Origin of the sequence: Arcanobacterium hippocoleae, assembly GCF_031456295.1 — a bacterium.
Taxonomy (GTDB): domain Bacteria; phylum Actinomycetota; class Actinomycetes; order Actinomycetales; family Actinomycetaceae; genus Arcanobacterium_A; species Arcanobacterium_A hippocoleae.
Genome location: NZ_JAVDUJ010000001.1, coordinates 1,703,602 through 1,720,327, shown reverse-complemented (window position 1 = coordinate 1,720,327; position 16,726 = coordinate 1,703,602). Strand labels below are relative to the sequence as shown.

9 protein-coding genes are annotated in these 16,726 nt (G+C 47.9%); all 9 read right to left on the bottom strand.

The genetic code is table 11. From position 1 onward, the window contains the following. Positions 1–134 precede the first annotated feature (134 nt). Positions 135–1,244 (bottom strand): class C sortase, encoded by a 1,110-nt coding sequence (locus J2S36_RS07250; RefSeq protein WP_309956964.1) that lies wholly within the window; start codon positions 1,242–1,244, stop codon positions 135–137. A 112-nt stretch (positions 1,245–1,356) separates the two neighbouring features. After that, on the bottom strand, positions 1,357–3,147 hold the full coding sequence (locus tag J2S36_RS07245; RefSeq protein ID WP_309956962.1) for a SpaH/EbpB family LPXTG-anchored major pilin: 1,791 nt from the start codon (positions 3,145–3,147) through the stop codon (positions 1,357–1,359). Positions 3,148–3,265: 118 nt separating this feature from the next. Then, on the bottom strand, positions 3,266–10,708 hold the full coding sequence (locus J2S36_RS07240) for a DUF5979 domain-containing protein (RefSeq protein ID WP_309956960.1): 7,443 nt from the start codon (positions 10,706–10,708) through the stop codon (positions 3,266–3,268). Between the two features lie 624 nt (positions 10,709–11,332). Next, positions 11,333–12,778, bottom strand: coding sequence for a GuaB1 family IMP dehydrogenase-related protein (locus J2S36_RS07235; RefSeq protein ID WP_309956958.1), 1,446 nt, complete (start codon positions 12,776–12,778; stop codon positions 11,333–11,335). 156 nt (positions 12,779–12,934) lie between these two features. Beyond that, a complete protein-coding gene (locus tag J2S36_RS07230) occupies positions 12,935–13,549 on the bottom strand; it encodes a hypothetical protein (RefSeq protein WP_309956956.1) in 615 nt (204 codons plus the stop codon). A 329-nt stretch (positions 13,550–13,878) separates the two neighbouring features. Then, on the bottom strand, positions 13,879–14,106 hold the full coding sequence (locus tag J2S36_RS08630) for a type II toxin-antitoxin system RelE/ParE family toxin (protein ID WP_374717334.1): 228 nt from the start codon (positions 14,104–14,106) through the stop codon (positions 13,879–13,881). Between the two features lie 88 nt (positions 14,107–14,194). Continuing rightward, a complete protein-coding gene (locus J2S36_RS07225; protein WP_309956954.1) occupies positions 14,195–14,524 on the bottom strand; it encodes a type II toxin-antitoxin system RelB/DinJ family antitoxin in 330 nt (109 codons plus the stop codon). 250 nt (positions 14,525–14,774) lie between these two features. Further along, positions 14,775–15,296 (bottom strand): hypothetical protein, encoded by a 522-nt coding sequence (locus J2S36_RS07220; RefSeq protein ID WP_309956952.1) that lies wholly within the window; start codon positions 15,294–15,296, stop codon positions 14,775–14,777. Positions 15,297–15,463: 167 nt separating this feature from the next. Further along, a complete protein-coding gene (gene ychF, locus J2S36_RS07215; RefSeq protein WP_309956950.1) occupies positions 15,464–16,543 on the bottom strand; it encodes a redox-regulated ATPase YchF in 1,080 nt (359 codons plus the stop codon). Between the last annotated feature and the right edge of the window lie 183 nt (positions 16,544–16,726).

Here is a 16,726-nt window from a genome sequence, read left to right as displayed (position 1 = left end):
TTGAGGGGCTTTAGACCTTTTCTGAGCTAGTTTTTTAGTTCCTGATCCAGCTTTTGCTGGTGCATTCTCTGATCTGATTTTTTCGGCGTGTAGTGTAGCTTTTGCTCCTGATTCGGCGCAAATTATGTGCAGCTTTACCGAGTGTTTGTTGGATTCGTATTTGCGTAATTTTCGCGCTTTTCACGTTTTTCACGCTTTTCGCGTTTGAATTTGAGTAGTAGCCAGATCATTCTTCCGAGTACGAGGCAGCCGATCAGTACGCCTGCTACTAAGAACCACATCCAGCTTGGTAATGGCGTGCCGCTGGCACCCGTATTTTTTGGTGTTGGAATTACTCGTTCGGCAGTGATCAGGAGGCGATGGGAATTTATTCCGTATGGGGTGCAGGTGATTAATGTGACGAGGTCGCGTCCTTTTACCCGCACAAGTGTGGAGGTTTCTTTTGGCGTGACGGTTTTGATTTGGCTTACTTTGTAGCCGAGTTCTTCGCCTTGGACTTTGATGAAGAATTCGTCGCCTTTGCGTAGTTCGATCAGACGGTCGAAGAGGGTGGCATTTACCATTCCGGTGTGTCCGGTGATCACGGAGTGGCGGGTTTGCCCGCCGACTGGCAGGTCTGAGCCGTAGAGATGCCCTAATCCGCGGCGGAGGGTGGCGTCGTCTGTGCCGTGGTATATCGGTAGTTTTAAGTTGATTTTCGGGATTTCGAGGGCTGCCATCGTGCCGTCACCGCTGTGGAGGAGGCGCAGGTAGTCTTGATATTCTTGGTAGCCGCGCACGAACGAAAGGCGGGGTTCAAAGACGGGTACTCCGTCGATCTTTGCATTGTATTCTTGGGCGGTTTTTAGTGCGGTTTGGCGTTCTTGGACGGGCGTATTTTTCACGAATTTTTCGTATGTTTCTACGCTTCGGCGCTGTACATCGTTGTTCCAGACGCTTGAAATCACCGGATAGCTGATGAGGATGATCCCTAGGAGCACCACGGTAACGGCGAGGGTGACGGGCCAGTCGATTTTCCAGCGGCGCTTTTTTGGCTCTGCCGGATCTTGGGTTACATCTTGCAGCGTGTTTTCCGTATTTGCAGTGCTGGTAGTGATTTTTGCGTGTCTGCCAATCCGGTGGGGGCTGCGGGATGGTGTGCTTGTGTGGTTTGCTGCTGCATTATTTGTGTTTTCGGCAAGCATTTCCGAAGTTTCTTCGGGGCTTTCGGCGGAGAAGATTTGGTGGTAAAGATCTTTGCTCAAGATTGCCTCTTTTTTGCAGCATTGTTTGGCTGATAGTTTTGCTTTTGACGGTCTGGAGGCGGAACGGATTTGATCCCGTTCCGCCTCCAGGTTATTTAGTTTTGAAAGTAGCTTATGCTACTGCTTCTTCTTCCTTGCGGCGCTTGCTTGCCACGAAGAAGATCACAGCACCGGCGGTAATGAGCGCTGCACCGATGAGCACGATAAGCACTACACCAGTAGAACCGGTGGTTGGGAGGGTGAACCAGCTACCTTCATCGCCACTAGCAACAGAGACGTTATATGCGGTTGCAGTGAAGTTGTAGTTGCCGCCTACCGTTTTCTTGATGTCAATCTTTTGTGGCTCGAATGGCAAAATGTAGTTTGCCGGAGCCTTTACTTCAACGAGATAGTACACGCCATTCACCAGATTTTGTTTGAAGGTACCATCCTGCTCGGTGATAAACTTCTTCGCACTATTATCACCAAACTTCAGTGCCTTATTGCAGTCTGCTACGTTTACAGCTGCATCTTCTGCACACTTCTTTGCCGCTACTTCATTATTTGCATCAAAGAGATAGAATTCTGCACCTTTAAGAACTTTATCTGTTGCTTTATCTTTCTTGGTGAGCACGAAGTTATCGAATTTTAAGCTCGGATCATCACTTGGATCATTTGGCACTGTGTCTTCTGGATTCTGTGGTGGCTCTGGATCATTTTCATTGCCGCCCCATGGATCGGTTGCCTTACCTAGAATGAAACCACCTTCATTGGTAACTTCCGTACCTGCTGCAGTTTGCGGATCAAGGGTAAACTTGAAGGTGACACTGGCTTCCGCTTTAGGATCTGCTTTCTTTGCAGCGGCTAACTTTTTCAAACCAGCATCGGTGAACTTCACAAAAACGGTCTTATTGGGAGCTGTAGCGTTCTTATCACTCCAGCTATCAGCATAAATTACTTTGTAATCATCTGGAGAAGAGAAGGTCTGCTCTTGCATCACGATACCGTTTTTATTCAGTACTTCTACCTTTTTCACAGTCTCTGCTGCATTATCATTACCCACTGCAGCTGGTGGATCAACTGGCGCAAAGAGATGTGTACTTGGTTGATCGTAGATTGCAAATCCTTTGAGAGTGTCTGCGTTATCGCTATTAATTGTGGCTTTAACTTGATATTCCACATTATCACCTGGCTGTGTCACACCCTTGTGCTCATCTACGAAGCTCTTGGTTGCCTTAGCAACTTGATTCTTTGGGTAGATATGCGTGGTATAAAGAAAGTTTGCAGTTTTGTCGCCATCCGCAGTGGTTGCAGGATCCTTGGTAATCGCCATTGGCAGCGTCATATAGAATGGGGCAGCTTTAGTCAAACCGCTCAGCAAAGTTTGTTCATTTTCTCGCTTTGCTTTTGAGACATCGATTTCTTCTACCTTATAGAAACCAATCGTGAGATTATCTACTTTACATTCACCAGGAGATTGTGCCGTATCGCCCGTTGTACACTCTTTACTGGTTTGCTCCAAATGTACATCTGCAGAATTGGGATCCTTGTTCAACTTATTCACCAAAGTTGCAAGTTCATTCCAATCCTTATACTTAGTCAAATCTAGAGTTACATTATTGCCAGGCGCTTTATCAATTGATGTTACTTTAGTAACCTTGTATTTAACACCATTGAGCTTAGTTTGATTCGCAAGCGCATCTCCTTTAATCTCACGCCCGTCATTGGTCGCATTGATCTTATCGCCCACTTCATACTTATGAATCGTAATTGAGCCAGTGCGGCTATCTTCACCTTGAACCCAAGGCGCCTTCGGAGTTGGATCCGGCTGTGGCGGTGCACCAAAGGCTGCCATGGATGAGCCCATCAGCGCTACACCGGTAACGGCAGCGGCAAGAGTGCGCTTAAACCCTTTCGCTTTCATTTATTTTTTCCTTTCAAAATATGGAGTTCAGATCAATATTGAACTTTCCAAAACTTTTTAGTTGTTTGAACTTACTAGACGCTGCCCAATGCGGGAAGCTCCTGCCTGCATTCCACCATTAAGGTTCTTGCCGGCGAAATACGAGATATACGGCGCCTCCTAACAACGGAACTAGTAGTAACAACACGTACAATCCGAAGCCGTCAATCCCGGTAGTCGGCAAAGTAGCTGCTTCGCGATCGTAAACCTGATATCCCACTACCTGCATTGGCGTACTTGCATTAAGCGCAATCACTGAATCCGTGCCGAAAGTGACCCGCGGCAAAGGCGTTTTCACTGCTACACCGGTTTCGTTTTCAGTAATCGACACAAATTCGGGGTTGTAAAGAAGTTCATTGTTGCTTGCATCGAAAAGAACTTCCTGCGGCGGATTCGCGATCACGCTTGGTTCTGCCGCAAAATTACTTGCCGCAAGTAGATTCACTGCCTGCTTCGGCAGCGGCGTGCTCGCACCAGCTTCTGCCATTGGGCGCACTTCACAAGCAGTGCCGACTGGCAGCGGAGCAAACGTATGATAATTCGTGGCTTTCTCAAGTGGCACCGTCTTGCCTGGCTGAGCAGGAGCCGGATTCGGCTTAGTAGCAAAAGTATTCACGATGTCATTGATTTCCCCTGGCTGCTGATTCGCTTTCACCGTCCAACCGCCAGCTTTCATCAACCGTTGCGGGATTAACGGCGCGCCGTTCGCACCAGATGGAAGCTCACACTTGTATCCATAATTGAATGCCACATTATGCAAATCCACTGCACGGCCATTTAACTGTGCACCACCTTCAAGACCCTCCAGATAGGTAGCAAAACTGTAGTTCACACGCGGCACATAATACGAATTATTGAAAAGTACAAAGTTCCCGCGCTTATTTTCCGCAGCTTGCGGATCTACCGCTGCCAACTCGATATTTTGCACAGCAGCTGCACTTGGATCATTGATATTCGCCATTTCCTTCAGCAGGATTCGCTTAGCTGGATTATCAGGCATCCCCTTGCCGTTGATCTTATGCTCCACGCGAGAATCTAGCCGCACTAGCTGCGTATCGCCAGCCTTGAACTTGTCTAAGGGGTTTGCCGGCTCAGCAGTAGCTCCCAAAGTGTATCCAGGATTATGCTGCACGAAACTGCATCGCGAGCCTACCGGCAAATCAATCAGCCGCTGATTTTGCGCAGACTCCGGCTCGCCAGCCTGAAACTCAGGATTATCCACTTGGATCCGTGCCAAACTGATTGCTTCGCTTCCGGCTGGAGGCGTATTATTCGCCGGCAAGCTTACAACGCCCTGATAAACTACCGCTTTGCCTTCGGCAGCCGTAGCTGTACCTGCGCCGCTCACCTTTTCTTTCAACACTGGATCTTCGCAAACATAGGAAACCACGTAATTGTTGATCCCGAGCTCTTCCTTTTGCAAATTGAACTGATCATGATTGCTCATCATCTGCCCCAACACCATTGGGGTACGTTCACGAGTGTACTTATTATTCAAGGTGATTAAGGATGCGATCTGCTTTCCATTTTCACTACCAACAAGGCTCTTCGTGATCGGGAAACTTGCCTTGAATGCTTCATTTTCAGCAGGTGTTTGCGAAGCAATCGCAAAATCAGCGTCGGTAATTGCCGTCGGAGCATTCTCCCCTACCTGCCGTTGCACAGTCAGTGCGGTGGAAGTAGTTGCATCATATGATTCAAATTTGTCTTCGGCGATCTCGCAGGTGTATCCGAGCGGGATCTCGCGCATCAAACGCTGCTCATCAGCGGTATTCCCAAATTGCGTATTCGGTTTCAACCCGCTATTACCGCCGACAGTGAATGTCCAATTCGACTGATTGGTATTCACATCGACACCGCCGATATTGGTGGACGCATCCTGCTTCACATAGCAGCGCACCCGCACACCAAAACTATCATTTGCGCCAAGTGCTTTTCCGTCGCCACTCAACTTCTTCTCGAATATTAGCTTCGTTTTTTCAAAATTGTATGTATTCAACGGAGAAAGCGTGCCAAAGAAGTTCTCCGGCAGTTTCCGTGGTACGTAAGGCGCTACAGCCTGATTATAATTCCCATAGGCTTTCGCATCATTATCCGTATTACAATTCTGGAGCGCACTTGCATCGGAATTGATCTGCAAATTCAATGGATCGATCCCTTGCGGAGTATCCTGGCATTGCTTGGAAAGATACTTGTTTCCTGCTGCTGGCTGATCCTTTGGCAGCGTGATTGTGATTTCCTTTTCACCGGTTGCCTTGCCTGAATCTTTATCAGTAACAGGCTTTTCAGTGAGTGGAATCCGCTGTTCGCCGTCGCGTGCCATCGGCCCGTCAGTAGCCGACCAAGCCATGCTCCATTTCGCATTTTCAATGATCGCGCCTTGATCGCTTTGATCCTGCGGATTCGTAGCATGTGCTAGTTCTTTGAAGGTACAGTCAGCACCAGCCGGTAAACCTTGCATGAAGTTTGGTACAGCGCCAAGGTTGAAACGCGATAGGTTGTACCAGGTATCATCAACTACCGTCTGACCATTCAAAGTACACTTGTATGCCACAGCATAGAGTTTCGCAGCAAGAATTTGCGATACGCCTTCACCAGCGACCTTCTTCTTCATCCCCACGGTAGCGCCCTGCATCTGGTAGCCCAGATTATAGGTGGCGTTAATCGCTTGCTCACCCACCGTGAACTTCGCGGAAGTAAGTGGCTCTGTGCCGGTGGTGGGCTGCACACCAGTTACACTCCAACCTGGCTGCGCCCCACTGGCAATCGCTGCGTCAGGCGAGGTGAGCAGATTTGCGCCAGCTACTTTGAGTGCTTTCGCTGGCTCGCCGCTTTGCCCATTCACATTCGTGGTAAATTCACACTTCCAGCCCACGCCAACTTCTTTATTGAAGTTGACGGTAGCGAAAGTCCCATTCGGATTAGCAATAGTAGTACGTTCTAGGGTAAGTGCACCATCAGTTGGATCAGCGCCGTAATAGCATTTCGCTGTGACCTTCACTTGCGCAGCAGCATTACGTGCCGCAAATGCTTTCTGCCAATTCTCAGCAGCGCCGCGTGCATTAGCAGGCTGTTTTGCATAAGTATTCACAGTTGCTTGCAGCCGCACAGTGTTCAGCGAGTATGGTGCCGTGATTTGAATCGTGTATCCTGCATCGGCTGTTGCGGGAGTGGTGAAAGTATAGGTATTTCCTTGTGTTGAAGTAGAAACACCTGCATCTAGCCCGGTGCTATTGAATCCGATCGCCCCAAGTTTGAGCGCCTTATTTGCGATCGTGCCGGAGTTGAGCGTTAAGGTACATTCCGTGCCGACCGGCAGTTTCACATTACCGTTTGCGGTAGAAACGCCATCAGCAAAGTTCAGGTTCACCGTCTTTACTGGCTCTGCCCCGCATCGCAGTGTAGCAGTCTGCTGCTTTGGAATAGCTGTAGCCACGGGATCACTAAGCGCAAAGCCTTTTGCTTGCAATACCAAAGAAACATTTGCTTCTCCGACGAGCGGTTTGAATGTGCTGGTAACTGCAATCCTATTTGATGCAGGATTTTCGGCAATCGTAACTTCATTCGGCTGTGCCTCATTAGTTACTGATGCGCGGGTAGTGCTCACTATTGTAGTAGATTCATGTGAACACACAGTGCCTACCGGCAGATCCGAGATCTTCCATGTTTTCCCTTCTCCGGAAGCAGGAGAGTTTGGAAAATCCGTCCCTGGATAAGTGTATGATTTCGTATTCGGCTTACCAGCTTCGTCTTGACTCCACGGGAAACGGCATTGAATCGTAGTAGCCTTTAGCAAATCACGCATTTCTTGCTGATGGGCAGATTCCATTGCGCTCACGTCTGAAGTGTGTGAGACGGTTAAATCCGCTTTCTTAAATTCCAGATTGTGCGTTACCTTCAGTGGATTTTTAGCTTTTTCTGCACTGGATTCAAATGTCACCTGATTCGCCGTTATCTTCAGCATATTGGGCTTGTCGATACCAGTGATCGAATCGAGCTTCGGCTTGAGCGTGCAGGAAAGATTCGCCGGTACAGTGAACTTATTATTCACATCATTCTTGCCTTTGGTGAAGGAAAGATTTTTATCGGTGCCAGCTTCTTCGTCACCGTTTAGATCAACCTTATTATTTGCGTTCGCTGGGTCTGTACAGGAAAGCTCCCACGGGAAGGATCCGTTATTACCACGGAAAGCTGCTTCACCGGTGAGTTGCTGATCAACTTTGAACGTCACTGGCTCGCGATCAATCTTGAAGTTTAACTGCAAGCGCAACTGCATATCCGTATTTTTCGGATCGCGATCTTCGCGCCATGCTTGATCGCCAACTGGCACGTAGATCGTATTTGAACTACATTTTGGCGCATCTGGGCGTTGCGCGATTGGGAGCGGCTGCCCATTTCGGTAAAGATTTTGATGTAATTTACCATTTTCAAATACTAAGGAGCCGTCGCCATTAGTTTTTGGTACGCGCACGTCTTTCGCGCCCGGCACATTACGGATCAAATGCTTTTGATAATAATCTGCATAATCCGCCTGGCACATATCCGAGTTGAGCGTCATATTTGATAGCGACCATCCCTGATGATTCGCAGAAAGCCATTCATCCATCGTTGGGATATTTTGCCCACCAGATTGCGGGCGTGCCACACCAGCATCTGCTAATGCTTTAATCTGTTCCGTGCTGGCTTGCACGAAACAATGTGTGCCTACTGCGAAGAATTTGTTTTTGTTACTATCGCTAATGGCAAGATAGCCATCAGTTCCACCCGCATTATTTTTTACGAGCTTCAGCGGCACAATACTATCGGCAAGATCACCAGTGCCAGGGTAGTCAAGAGTACCAACCAAGCTTTCTGGCGGATTTGCTGGGTCAGGCATATAACGGCACTTTAAGCCGACGGCTATTTGCTCTGGCAGTTGCGCGTTCTGCAAAGCAGCTGGAAGATCAACTTTCACCCGTGCCGTGATTGCAGATTTTTGGGCAGTGTAATGAGTTTGCGATCTAATCAATGCTGCTTTCCCAGAAGCCGCAGGCATAGACATTAATGCGCTTTCATATTTACGCGGATTAGTAATCGGCGTATTGCCCTGCAACTTCCCCGTCACTTTATCTGTGACTTTCACACCCGCTATAGCACGATATTCAGTATTCGTATCGAAAAGATTATCTGCCGGTACGGAAGCGAGCAGCTCAGGCTTATCGTATACGCCTTCTTCATCATTGGTGGTCGTATTCCATTCATTTTCTTTGTAACGGAAGGATTCCCAATCGAATTTTGGCGGCAGCTTTACCTGCTCTTCAAAATTACAGACAGTGCCGAGCGGTGCACGGGTAATTACTTTATCGCGCCCAGTCAAATACTGGGTTTCGATTGATTGCGGCTGCCCAGCAGTAGTTGACCGTTTCTCAAACGGATAAAGGGGTATTTCAAGTTCGTCTTGCACTTTCGTGTGAATCTTGAAATTCGCTGGATTCGGCAGCTTTTGATTATCTTGCAGACCGCCATTGATATTGTAATTATCTACATTTGATTTCCCTGTATTGGAATCATATCCACGATAGACACGCGGTTTGCCATTATTTTGACCACCGCGCTCAATATCGAGCGGATCTTTACAAGTATAGCCAACCTTAAATTCGGCACCAGAAATATCGTAGCCAAGCGCAGAAGGAGCCACATCCGCGTATTTATTGAATTTAATTTCTTCAATCGGACGAGAATAGAAGGCGCACTTCACATAGGTGTAATCAGGATTAGCTCCAGTATGATTCGCAAATGATGCACCAACAGTTATTCCGTGCCCGCTTGCGCCAACATTTAAGCCTGCCTCTTTCCCCATACTTTTAATGACAAGATTGGTGATATCTTTCGGCTTTTGATTTCGGGAATATCCGATACACCGCAACGGCGGTTTACCCGGATATTTAGCGTTGAATGCAGTGGTAAGAAAATCTCTTTGCGGATTCGTAGGATCGAGCTGCTTCATCCCAAGAAATTGAAAACGATCAATTAACCGACCATTTTGCTCTTCCATTGCCATCGTTGGAAACTCGGCAGCACCAAATTCATTCGTAGTGAGAGGAGCATTAATTTGTTGGTTAACGCCGTTAACATCAAATTTTACAGTAGCACCTGCACGCGGACCGAGATGGTTAAATTCTCCATCCACTTTTTCGCTGCGCACTGAAACACACGGAGATTGGTAAAATAAATCGCCAATCGTTTCGGAAAATTTGCCGGTAATCGTAGCATTCTGCGCGTGCGCGCCATTGCTGTAATCAAACGTAAAGCCAATACCGTAACCACCGGGATTGTGAGTTAGGAAGATGATTCTATCAGAAGACGTATCTCCACCACTGCCTGGGATCGCGCGACCTTTACCATCAGTAATTGGTACGACGGTACCACGTTCATCAATGCGCCGTTCGAGATTTGCAAAGGCTTTTTCGAGCTTCCATTTTGCATTATTTCCAGCAGGACCAACTGCTACAAAATGGATATCTGTACCCATCAGGCTCAATTCTTGAAAATATTTATTTAGCTTTTCTAAAACCTTATTTTCGTTCACTCTCGTATCATTTGGACCCTCGAAAACTGTCCACATAGGGCCGTAGAGGAAAATATCTGAATATGGTGTTTGACCGCTGTTAACCATATCCCAGGAATCTTGCAAGACCTTCTGAATTGCCATATCCCAATTCGAGCCGTCTCCGCTTCTACGGCGATCCCCATCTTCTGTAGCATCAAGTGACTTGATTTTATTTACAATCGTCTCATAACCATCCGGAGTATCAAGCGGGGTCGCAGGAATATCCTGAGTATTACCCGATGCGTGACCACCAACAATTCTGCCGCCATTCATCCAACCAGTAGCTTTAAACTTATCAAAAGTGTAAATGCCTAAATCGACAGGCGCGCCAGCTACTTTATCTACAATGTCAAGAATCTGATCAGCTTGATCTGTACGACGAACTATTCTCTCCGTCTGGGATCTGCCGTTTATATCAATATAAGTAGTTTCCCGGAGAGACCGCTTCGGATCTCCACCGATATTGATTATCTTGCGTACATCCTGCGTTGAAGGAATATTTTTCCGATCGGATTCTCTCGGCACACGACGTGTATTAATGGCAGCCCCAGTAGTGAAAATACCGCCCATCGTCTCCCAGGTATATTCAGGCGCAAAATCAAACATCAACGCAATTTTTGAGCGTTGGCAACGCTTGAGTTTCTGTTGCGGATCAACCGTATTCGTATCGAAAGGCTTATTTACATCACGCGGCCAGGGATCGCCTTTCCCGCCAACAATATAATCTCCAGCAAGGGGATTGCCAGCAGCGCGATCATCTGCGAGCGCGCGGGTTTCACCAGCTGCACGGTTCGTCCGGTCAAGAGCAGAATTAGCATCATTCGGTGCTGCAATCGCTGAGTTTGCATCCCCAGAAATCAGAATGCTTGGAAATAGCAAACCAAGCGCCGCCAAAGAGACGACGAGTTTCTGGCGAATCCTGCGATTTTTCACGTCACAATCCCTATCTAGACAATACAGATTGCCGAGAGTAGAGCTGCAGCATCAGATGCAATCTAGAATTTTTGTGAGCAGAGCGCAGAGGAATACCAGGGTACAACCAATATTCGGGGCTGACAGCTGAGCTTAATTACAAAATTCCGTGCACGAAATGCGTTAGATACAGCTACTACTGCCCCCCCCCCCGAGAATCTGAAGTGCTCTTCATTAGTATTCTTCACAAGTGCAGCGCAAATCATATTGCATATTTAAATCAAAGCGCTGATTTACTTTCGATGATATACCCAGATTGTGAAAAAATAAAACGGTTTTCGCAAAATTCTTCCAGAAAAATTATAAAAAGCCTGCTCAATCGCGATTTTCTGATTTCACAGAAATTGTTACATTGTTATTTAATAATCAACTTTTCTCGCAAAGCGCGATTTTTCGGATTCATCATCCGATTCGTCTTCATGATCAGAATCGCGCCCATCGTCAATATTGCGGCAAATACATATCCCCCGGGAGCAAGCCTGATCACGCCCCTGCCACGCTAATCCCCTTCGGCAGCAGAAAGCGGCGGGGATGCGCTAGATTTGCAGCGCATCCCCGCCGCTTTCTGTGATTACCCGATATTCGTCACCATGACTGCGGCACTGGAGCACCTTCACGATAACCAGAAGCAGACTGCAAGCCCACCACTGCCTGCTCCCTAAATTCACCTATCGTGCGCGCACCAGCATAAGTAAATGCCGAACGGACACCAGAAATAATTTGATCAATCAAATCTTCCACACCCGGACGTTCAGGATTTATATACATCCGTGCCACCGAAATGCCTTCCTCAAAAAGCGCCTTCCGGGCCCGATCAAAATCAGAATCCGCAGCCGTCCGGTTCCGCACCGCACGCTTCGATGCCATCCCGAAAGATTCCTTATAAATCCGCCCGTCAGCATCCGAACGCAAATCACCAGGAGATTCATACGTACCGGCAAACCAAGAACCAACCATCACATTAGATGCACCTGCCGCAAGCGCCAGCGCCACATCACGCGGATGCCGTACACCGCCATCCGCCCACACATGTGCACCAAATTTTGCAGCCTCAGCCGCACATTCAAGCACTGCCGAAAACTGTGGACGCCCCACACCCGTCTGCATCCGTGTAGTACACATCGCGCCCGGCCCGACGCCGACCTTCACGATCGAAGCACCTGCTGCCACGAGATCACGCACACCAGCTGCAGCCACGACGTTTCCCGCCACGATCGGGAAATCTGCCGGAAGCACTGCACGTACCTGCCGTACTGCTGCCAACATTTTTTCCTGATGCCCATGCGCAGTATCTACCACGATCACATCTACACCAGCTGCTACAAGCTGCTGTGCTTTCCCTGCCGGATCACCATTCATCCCGATTGCCGCGCCAATCCGTAACTGATTATTGGCATCAACTGCTGGCGAATAAATCGTCGAACGCAGCGCGCCCGCACGCGTATACACGCCAAGGAGCTTCCCCTGCGCATCAACCACTGGCGCAAAATTAAGATGCGCCTCTTTTAACTGGATAAAAGCATCCCGCGGAGCAGTGCCTTCAGCAATCGTGATCAGCTTGGTACTCATCACCTCACGCAATTGCGTGAAACGATCCACGCCCGTAAGATCCGATTCAGCCACCATCCCAAGTGGAATATTGCTTTCCGGATCAATCACTACCGCAGCTTTATGGGCACGCTTCGGGAGAAGCGTCAGCCCATACCCACACGTATGATGTGGTTTTAATACCACTGGAGTTTCGTAAACCAGATGCCGAGACTTTACTTTACGTACAGTTTCGATTACCACATCGACTGGGATATCCTGCGGGATCACCACCAGACCACCGCGGCGGGCCACGGTTTCAGCCATCCGCTTCCCGGCGATTGCCGTCATATTCGCGACCACCAGCGGGATCGTAGTACCCGTGCCGTCTGCGGTTTTCAGATCCACATTATTGCGAGATCCAACATTCGAGTATGACGGCACCATGAATACATCGTCATAGGTTAAATCAAAACTGGGTTTCAAATCATTCAAGAACTTCACCGATATATGGTACTTGAATTCACCACATCACGTGAAGCTATTCCAAATACTGGATAGATTATGTTCAATTCATCCCCACAGCTACGAGTCATCACTCCCAAAACCAGTACAACAAAACTCAACATAAAATCCCACATGCAAATCTTGAACTCACACTCACTTTGCCATCGAACGATAAACATCTAAAGATGGAAGAGTTTCAATATACGTCATCAAAACACCATGAGTTCGATACACTTTCGTGAATGTTTCACTAGGATCTCCAAGAAAAGCAAGATCCCACTGGCAATACATGCCCACATCATCACAAACACGATACATTTCATGTTCACGCACATGCTCCGGCACACTCTCATATAATTCGCCAAATGATAAAAGCAGCAACAGACCAGTAACTACACACGCTATCGCAGCATACACCGAGCTAATCAGCAGATAGATCCCGTCGCCAATTATTTTCCATCCCTCCGAAAATCTTTTTCGCAATACTGACAGCATCCATATTTTATAAATCACAATTGCCAGCATTGCCGCAAGCACCAATACCTGTGTAGCACTCGTGCACCCGCACAAAATAAAAAGAAAATTATAGAGCCACCACACATAAACCGTGCCTGTAGGGAAGAAATTTTCACTTAGCAAAAGCAAATAGCTCAAAATTGCTGTAATTAGTAATGCTACTTCAGCTCGGAACCACCAGCGCTGATACCAAGGTACTTTTTTCTGAAAAGCCGTTGTCTGAGAATTTTCTTCACCTGCCAACAGATGCATCTCACTTCCCAAACGCAGTATCCGCTTTTCATTATTGAACCGACTTGTTTTGCACTATTTTACCGCCAGCTAGATGAAATAGGCTGCGCAGCAGATCTTATATATTCAGTGCAAGATACAATCTTCCGCACCGAAATTTACTGTAGTATAGCGCGAATTTCGAAGACGCTGTATTCAGTTACCATGATTCTGGGTAAAGACGGGCTGAAGATCTCACTCACCCAAAACATTTCCCTGGGACTATTACACGTTGAATCGAAACTCCACCCAGTACACTTCACTCTCGATATTCTTCGGCACCGTAGTAGTAGTCTTCGTGATTAACTAATTCATCCTCTTAACTGTTCAGCTATGTCGCGACCAGCATACAGAATCCGCACGACTACTACTGAATTAGTCAGCTCATCCGCATGATAAAAGATTTCATAATTGCCTACCTTAGTCACTCGCACTTGCACAGCACCCATCGCTAGATCGTCTAGCACTCTGTGGCGCAAAGGATACTCAGCGAGGCTACGAATCCTTGATCTGATTGCCTCTTCAATATGATTCGCCACCTACGGAGCACCCAAATCCCAAGCAAGGTAGACGTAAATGTCGGCCAAGTCCGCCTGCGCCTCAGCCGAATAGGCGATGTCCCACATTTTAACGTCCGATTGTGCTCACACTGGCGCGAAGCGCGCTCATTGCTGCATCTACCTCGTCAGCTGTAGCGGTGCGACCAGCCGCAATCGAGTCGAGCCCTTTTTGGAGTTCATCGCGAAACTCTGCTTCACTCAAGCTCGCATGCGCCACAGGCACACCTGTGCGCGGACGGCTAGTCAGCGCAAACGGTATTCCACCTTGGATTACTACTTGCCGCAGAAACATATCCACCGCATTGCTCATAGGGATACCAAGTTTACTTAACACCTCTTCGGCGTTCTCTTTTACTTCTGGTTCTACCCGAGCAAACACCGTAGCACTTCGTGCCATAGCTGTTCCTTTCTCCGTCCTATTCACCATAATCTCACATTAGCTAGCTTATAGCTAGCTAATAACTTACAGCATGACTAGCGCCGGATTGTTCGCGCTACCGGCTCACTAGTAGCAGCATCCCTCAGGAGTTGGACTCTGGAGCCACCAGCCACTCGCGCGCCTTCCGGCAGACATCCCGAAACTGCGGGTGATCTTGCACGATCTGGCGCTGCCGCACGTAAAAGACATTCATTTTTAGTAATTATGCTTACTGCTTTGAGTGCAGCTGCCCGGCAGCACCGATTGTCCAGATTTGATGTGAAGAGTCTGCAAATTCAAACCTAGTAATCATCCCCGCACCTTTCCCCTTAACAAGCAAATCCACAATTTCTGGTTTCAAGGACAAGTCAACAAGTGTTCCCCAATGATAAACCGGATGACTTGGAACGACGAACTGCCCCGGAGGTATCACGCTCAAGGCAAGAGGCTTATTCGGAGCGCGGCCATCAAGTTTTTGGCTTTCAATTTTAATATCAAAAATTGGTTTGGTTGATCCATTGTAAATATAGATTGCCCATTGTTCTGATTTATCTCGATTAGGCAAGCATGCACCCACCGCAAACACTAGCTCCGCCTGTTCACGCCGCATGGCAAGTGCTCGCTTTGAATCACGATTCTGCTCAATATTCAGCATTCGCTGACTGGACTTCCAGCTCATCGAAGCTGCGATAACAGCAAGAAGACCGCCGACTGCCGAAATCCAGTCAGCAAGACTGCCCATTTCAAACATCGTTCGTCCTAAACCTACTAGTATTTTCTTTATCTATGCATAAATTTTCTCTTAATCGATCAATCTGAAACCAGCCTATACGAACCGGATACTGCAGGTTAGTTTCAGATTGAACAGCAATAGCGGAATAAGATAATCGCGAAAATCATTATCAATGCCGATAATGATTACACATTAAACCGAAACTCCACAACATCTCCGTCTTGCATTACGTATTCTTTGCCTTCCATGCGTACTTTGCCGTGTGCTTTACATTCTTGCATCGAGCCATATTCGAGCAGATCGGCAAAAGATACTACTTCCGCTTTAATGAAGCCACGCTCAAAATCAGTATGGATCACGCCAGCCGCCTGCGGGGCCGTCCACCCTTTGTGGATCGTCCAGGCGCGGGCTTCTTTCGGACCAGCAGTGAGATACGTTTGCAATCCGAGCGTATCGAATCCAACACGGGCGAGCTGATCAAGCCCTGATTCCTCTTGCCCTGCTTCCGCGAGCATCTCGCGAGCTTCATCTTCTGCAAGCTCTACCAGCTCTGCCTCAAATTTCGCATCTAGGAAAATTGCCTCTGCCGGCGCAACGAGTGCCCGTAGTTTTTCCTGCATTTCTTGATCTGCAAGGCCAGCATCGTCAGTGTTAAATACATAAATAAACGGTTTCGCCGTCATTAATTGGAACGACTTCAAGATGTCTGGATCAAGACCTCCGCCAGCAGCAGAAAGCGTCTTGCCCTGTTCAAGAATCGCAAGTGCAGCTTTTGCTGTTTCCACTACTTCTTTCTCAATTTTCTTTCCGGTCAGCTCCTTTTGCAGGCGCGGCAACTGCTTTTCCAGTGTTTGTATATCAGCAAGCACAAGCTCTGTAGTGATCGTTTCAATATCGGCTGCCGGATCCACTTTTCCATCTACATGCACCACATCAGGATCCGCAAATGCCCGCGTGACCTGGCAGATCGCATCTGCCTCACGAATATTTGCAAGGAATTGATTTCCCAGCCCTTCACCTTCTGAAGCACCGCGCACGATTCCCGCAATATCCACGAACGACACTGTTGCCGGTAAAAGTTTTGCCGATCCGAAAATTTCGGCGAGTTTTTGCAACCGCGGATCTGGTAAAGGCACCACACCAACATTTGGTTCGATAGTTGCGAACGGGTAGTTTGCCGCAAGCACGGTTGCGCGAGTAAGCGCGTTAAAAAGAGTTGACTTCCCGACGTTTGGGAGTCCTGCAATTCCAATTGTTAAAGCCACGCGCTTAAGTCTAGTGGGAATGGCGTGTTTGTGCGAATTTGGGGATGCACCTGAGTTTCGGGTGTGAAATTCGGCTTGCCGCAGGAAAATTTGCGTTTTATTCGTATTGCGGGGGCTGATGGCGTGCTTGCAGAATCAGATTTTTCCTCACAAAGATCACTTTTCCGCTTAATTTCAGGCTTT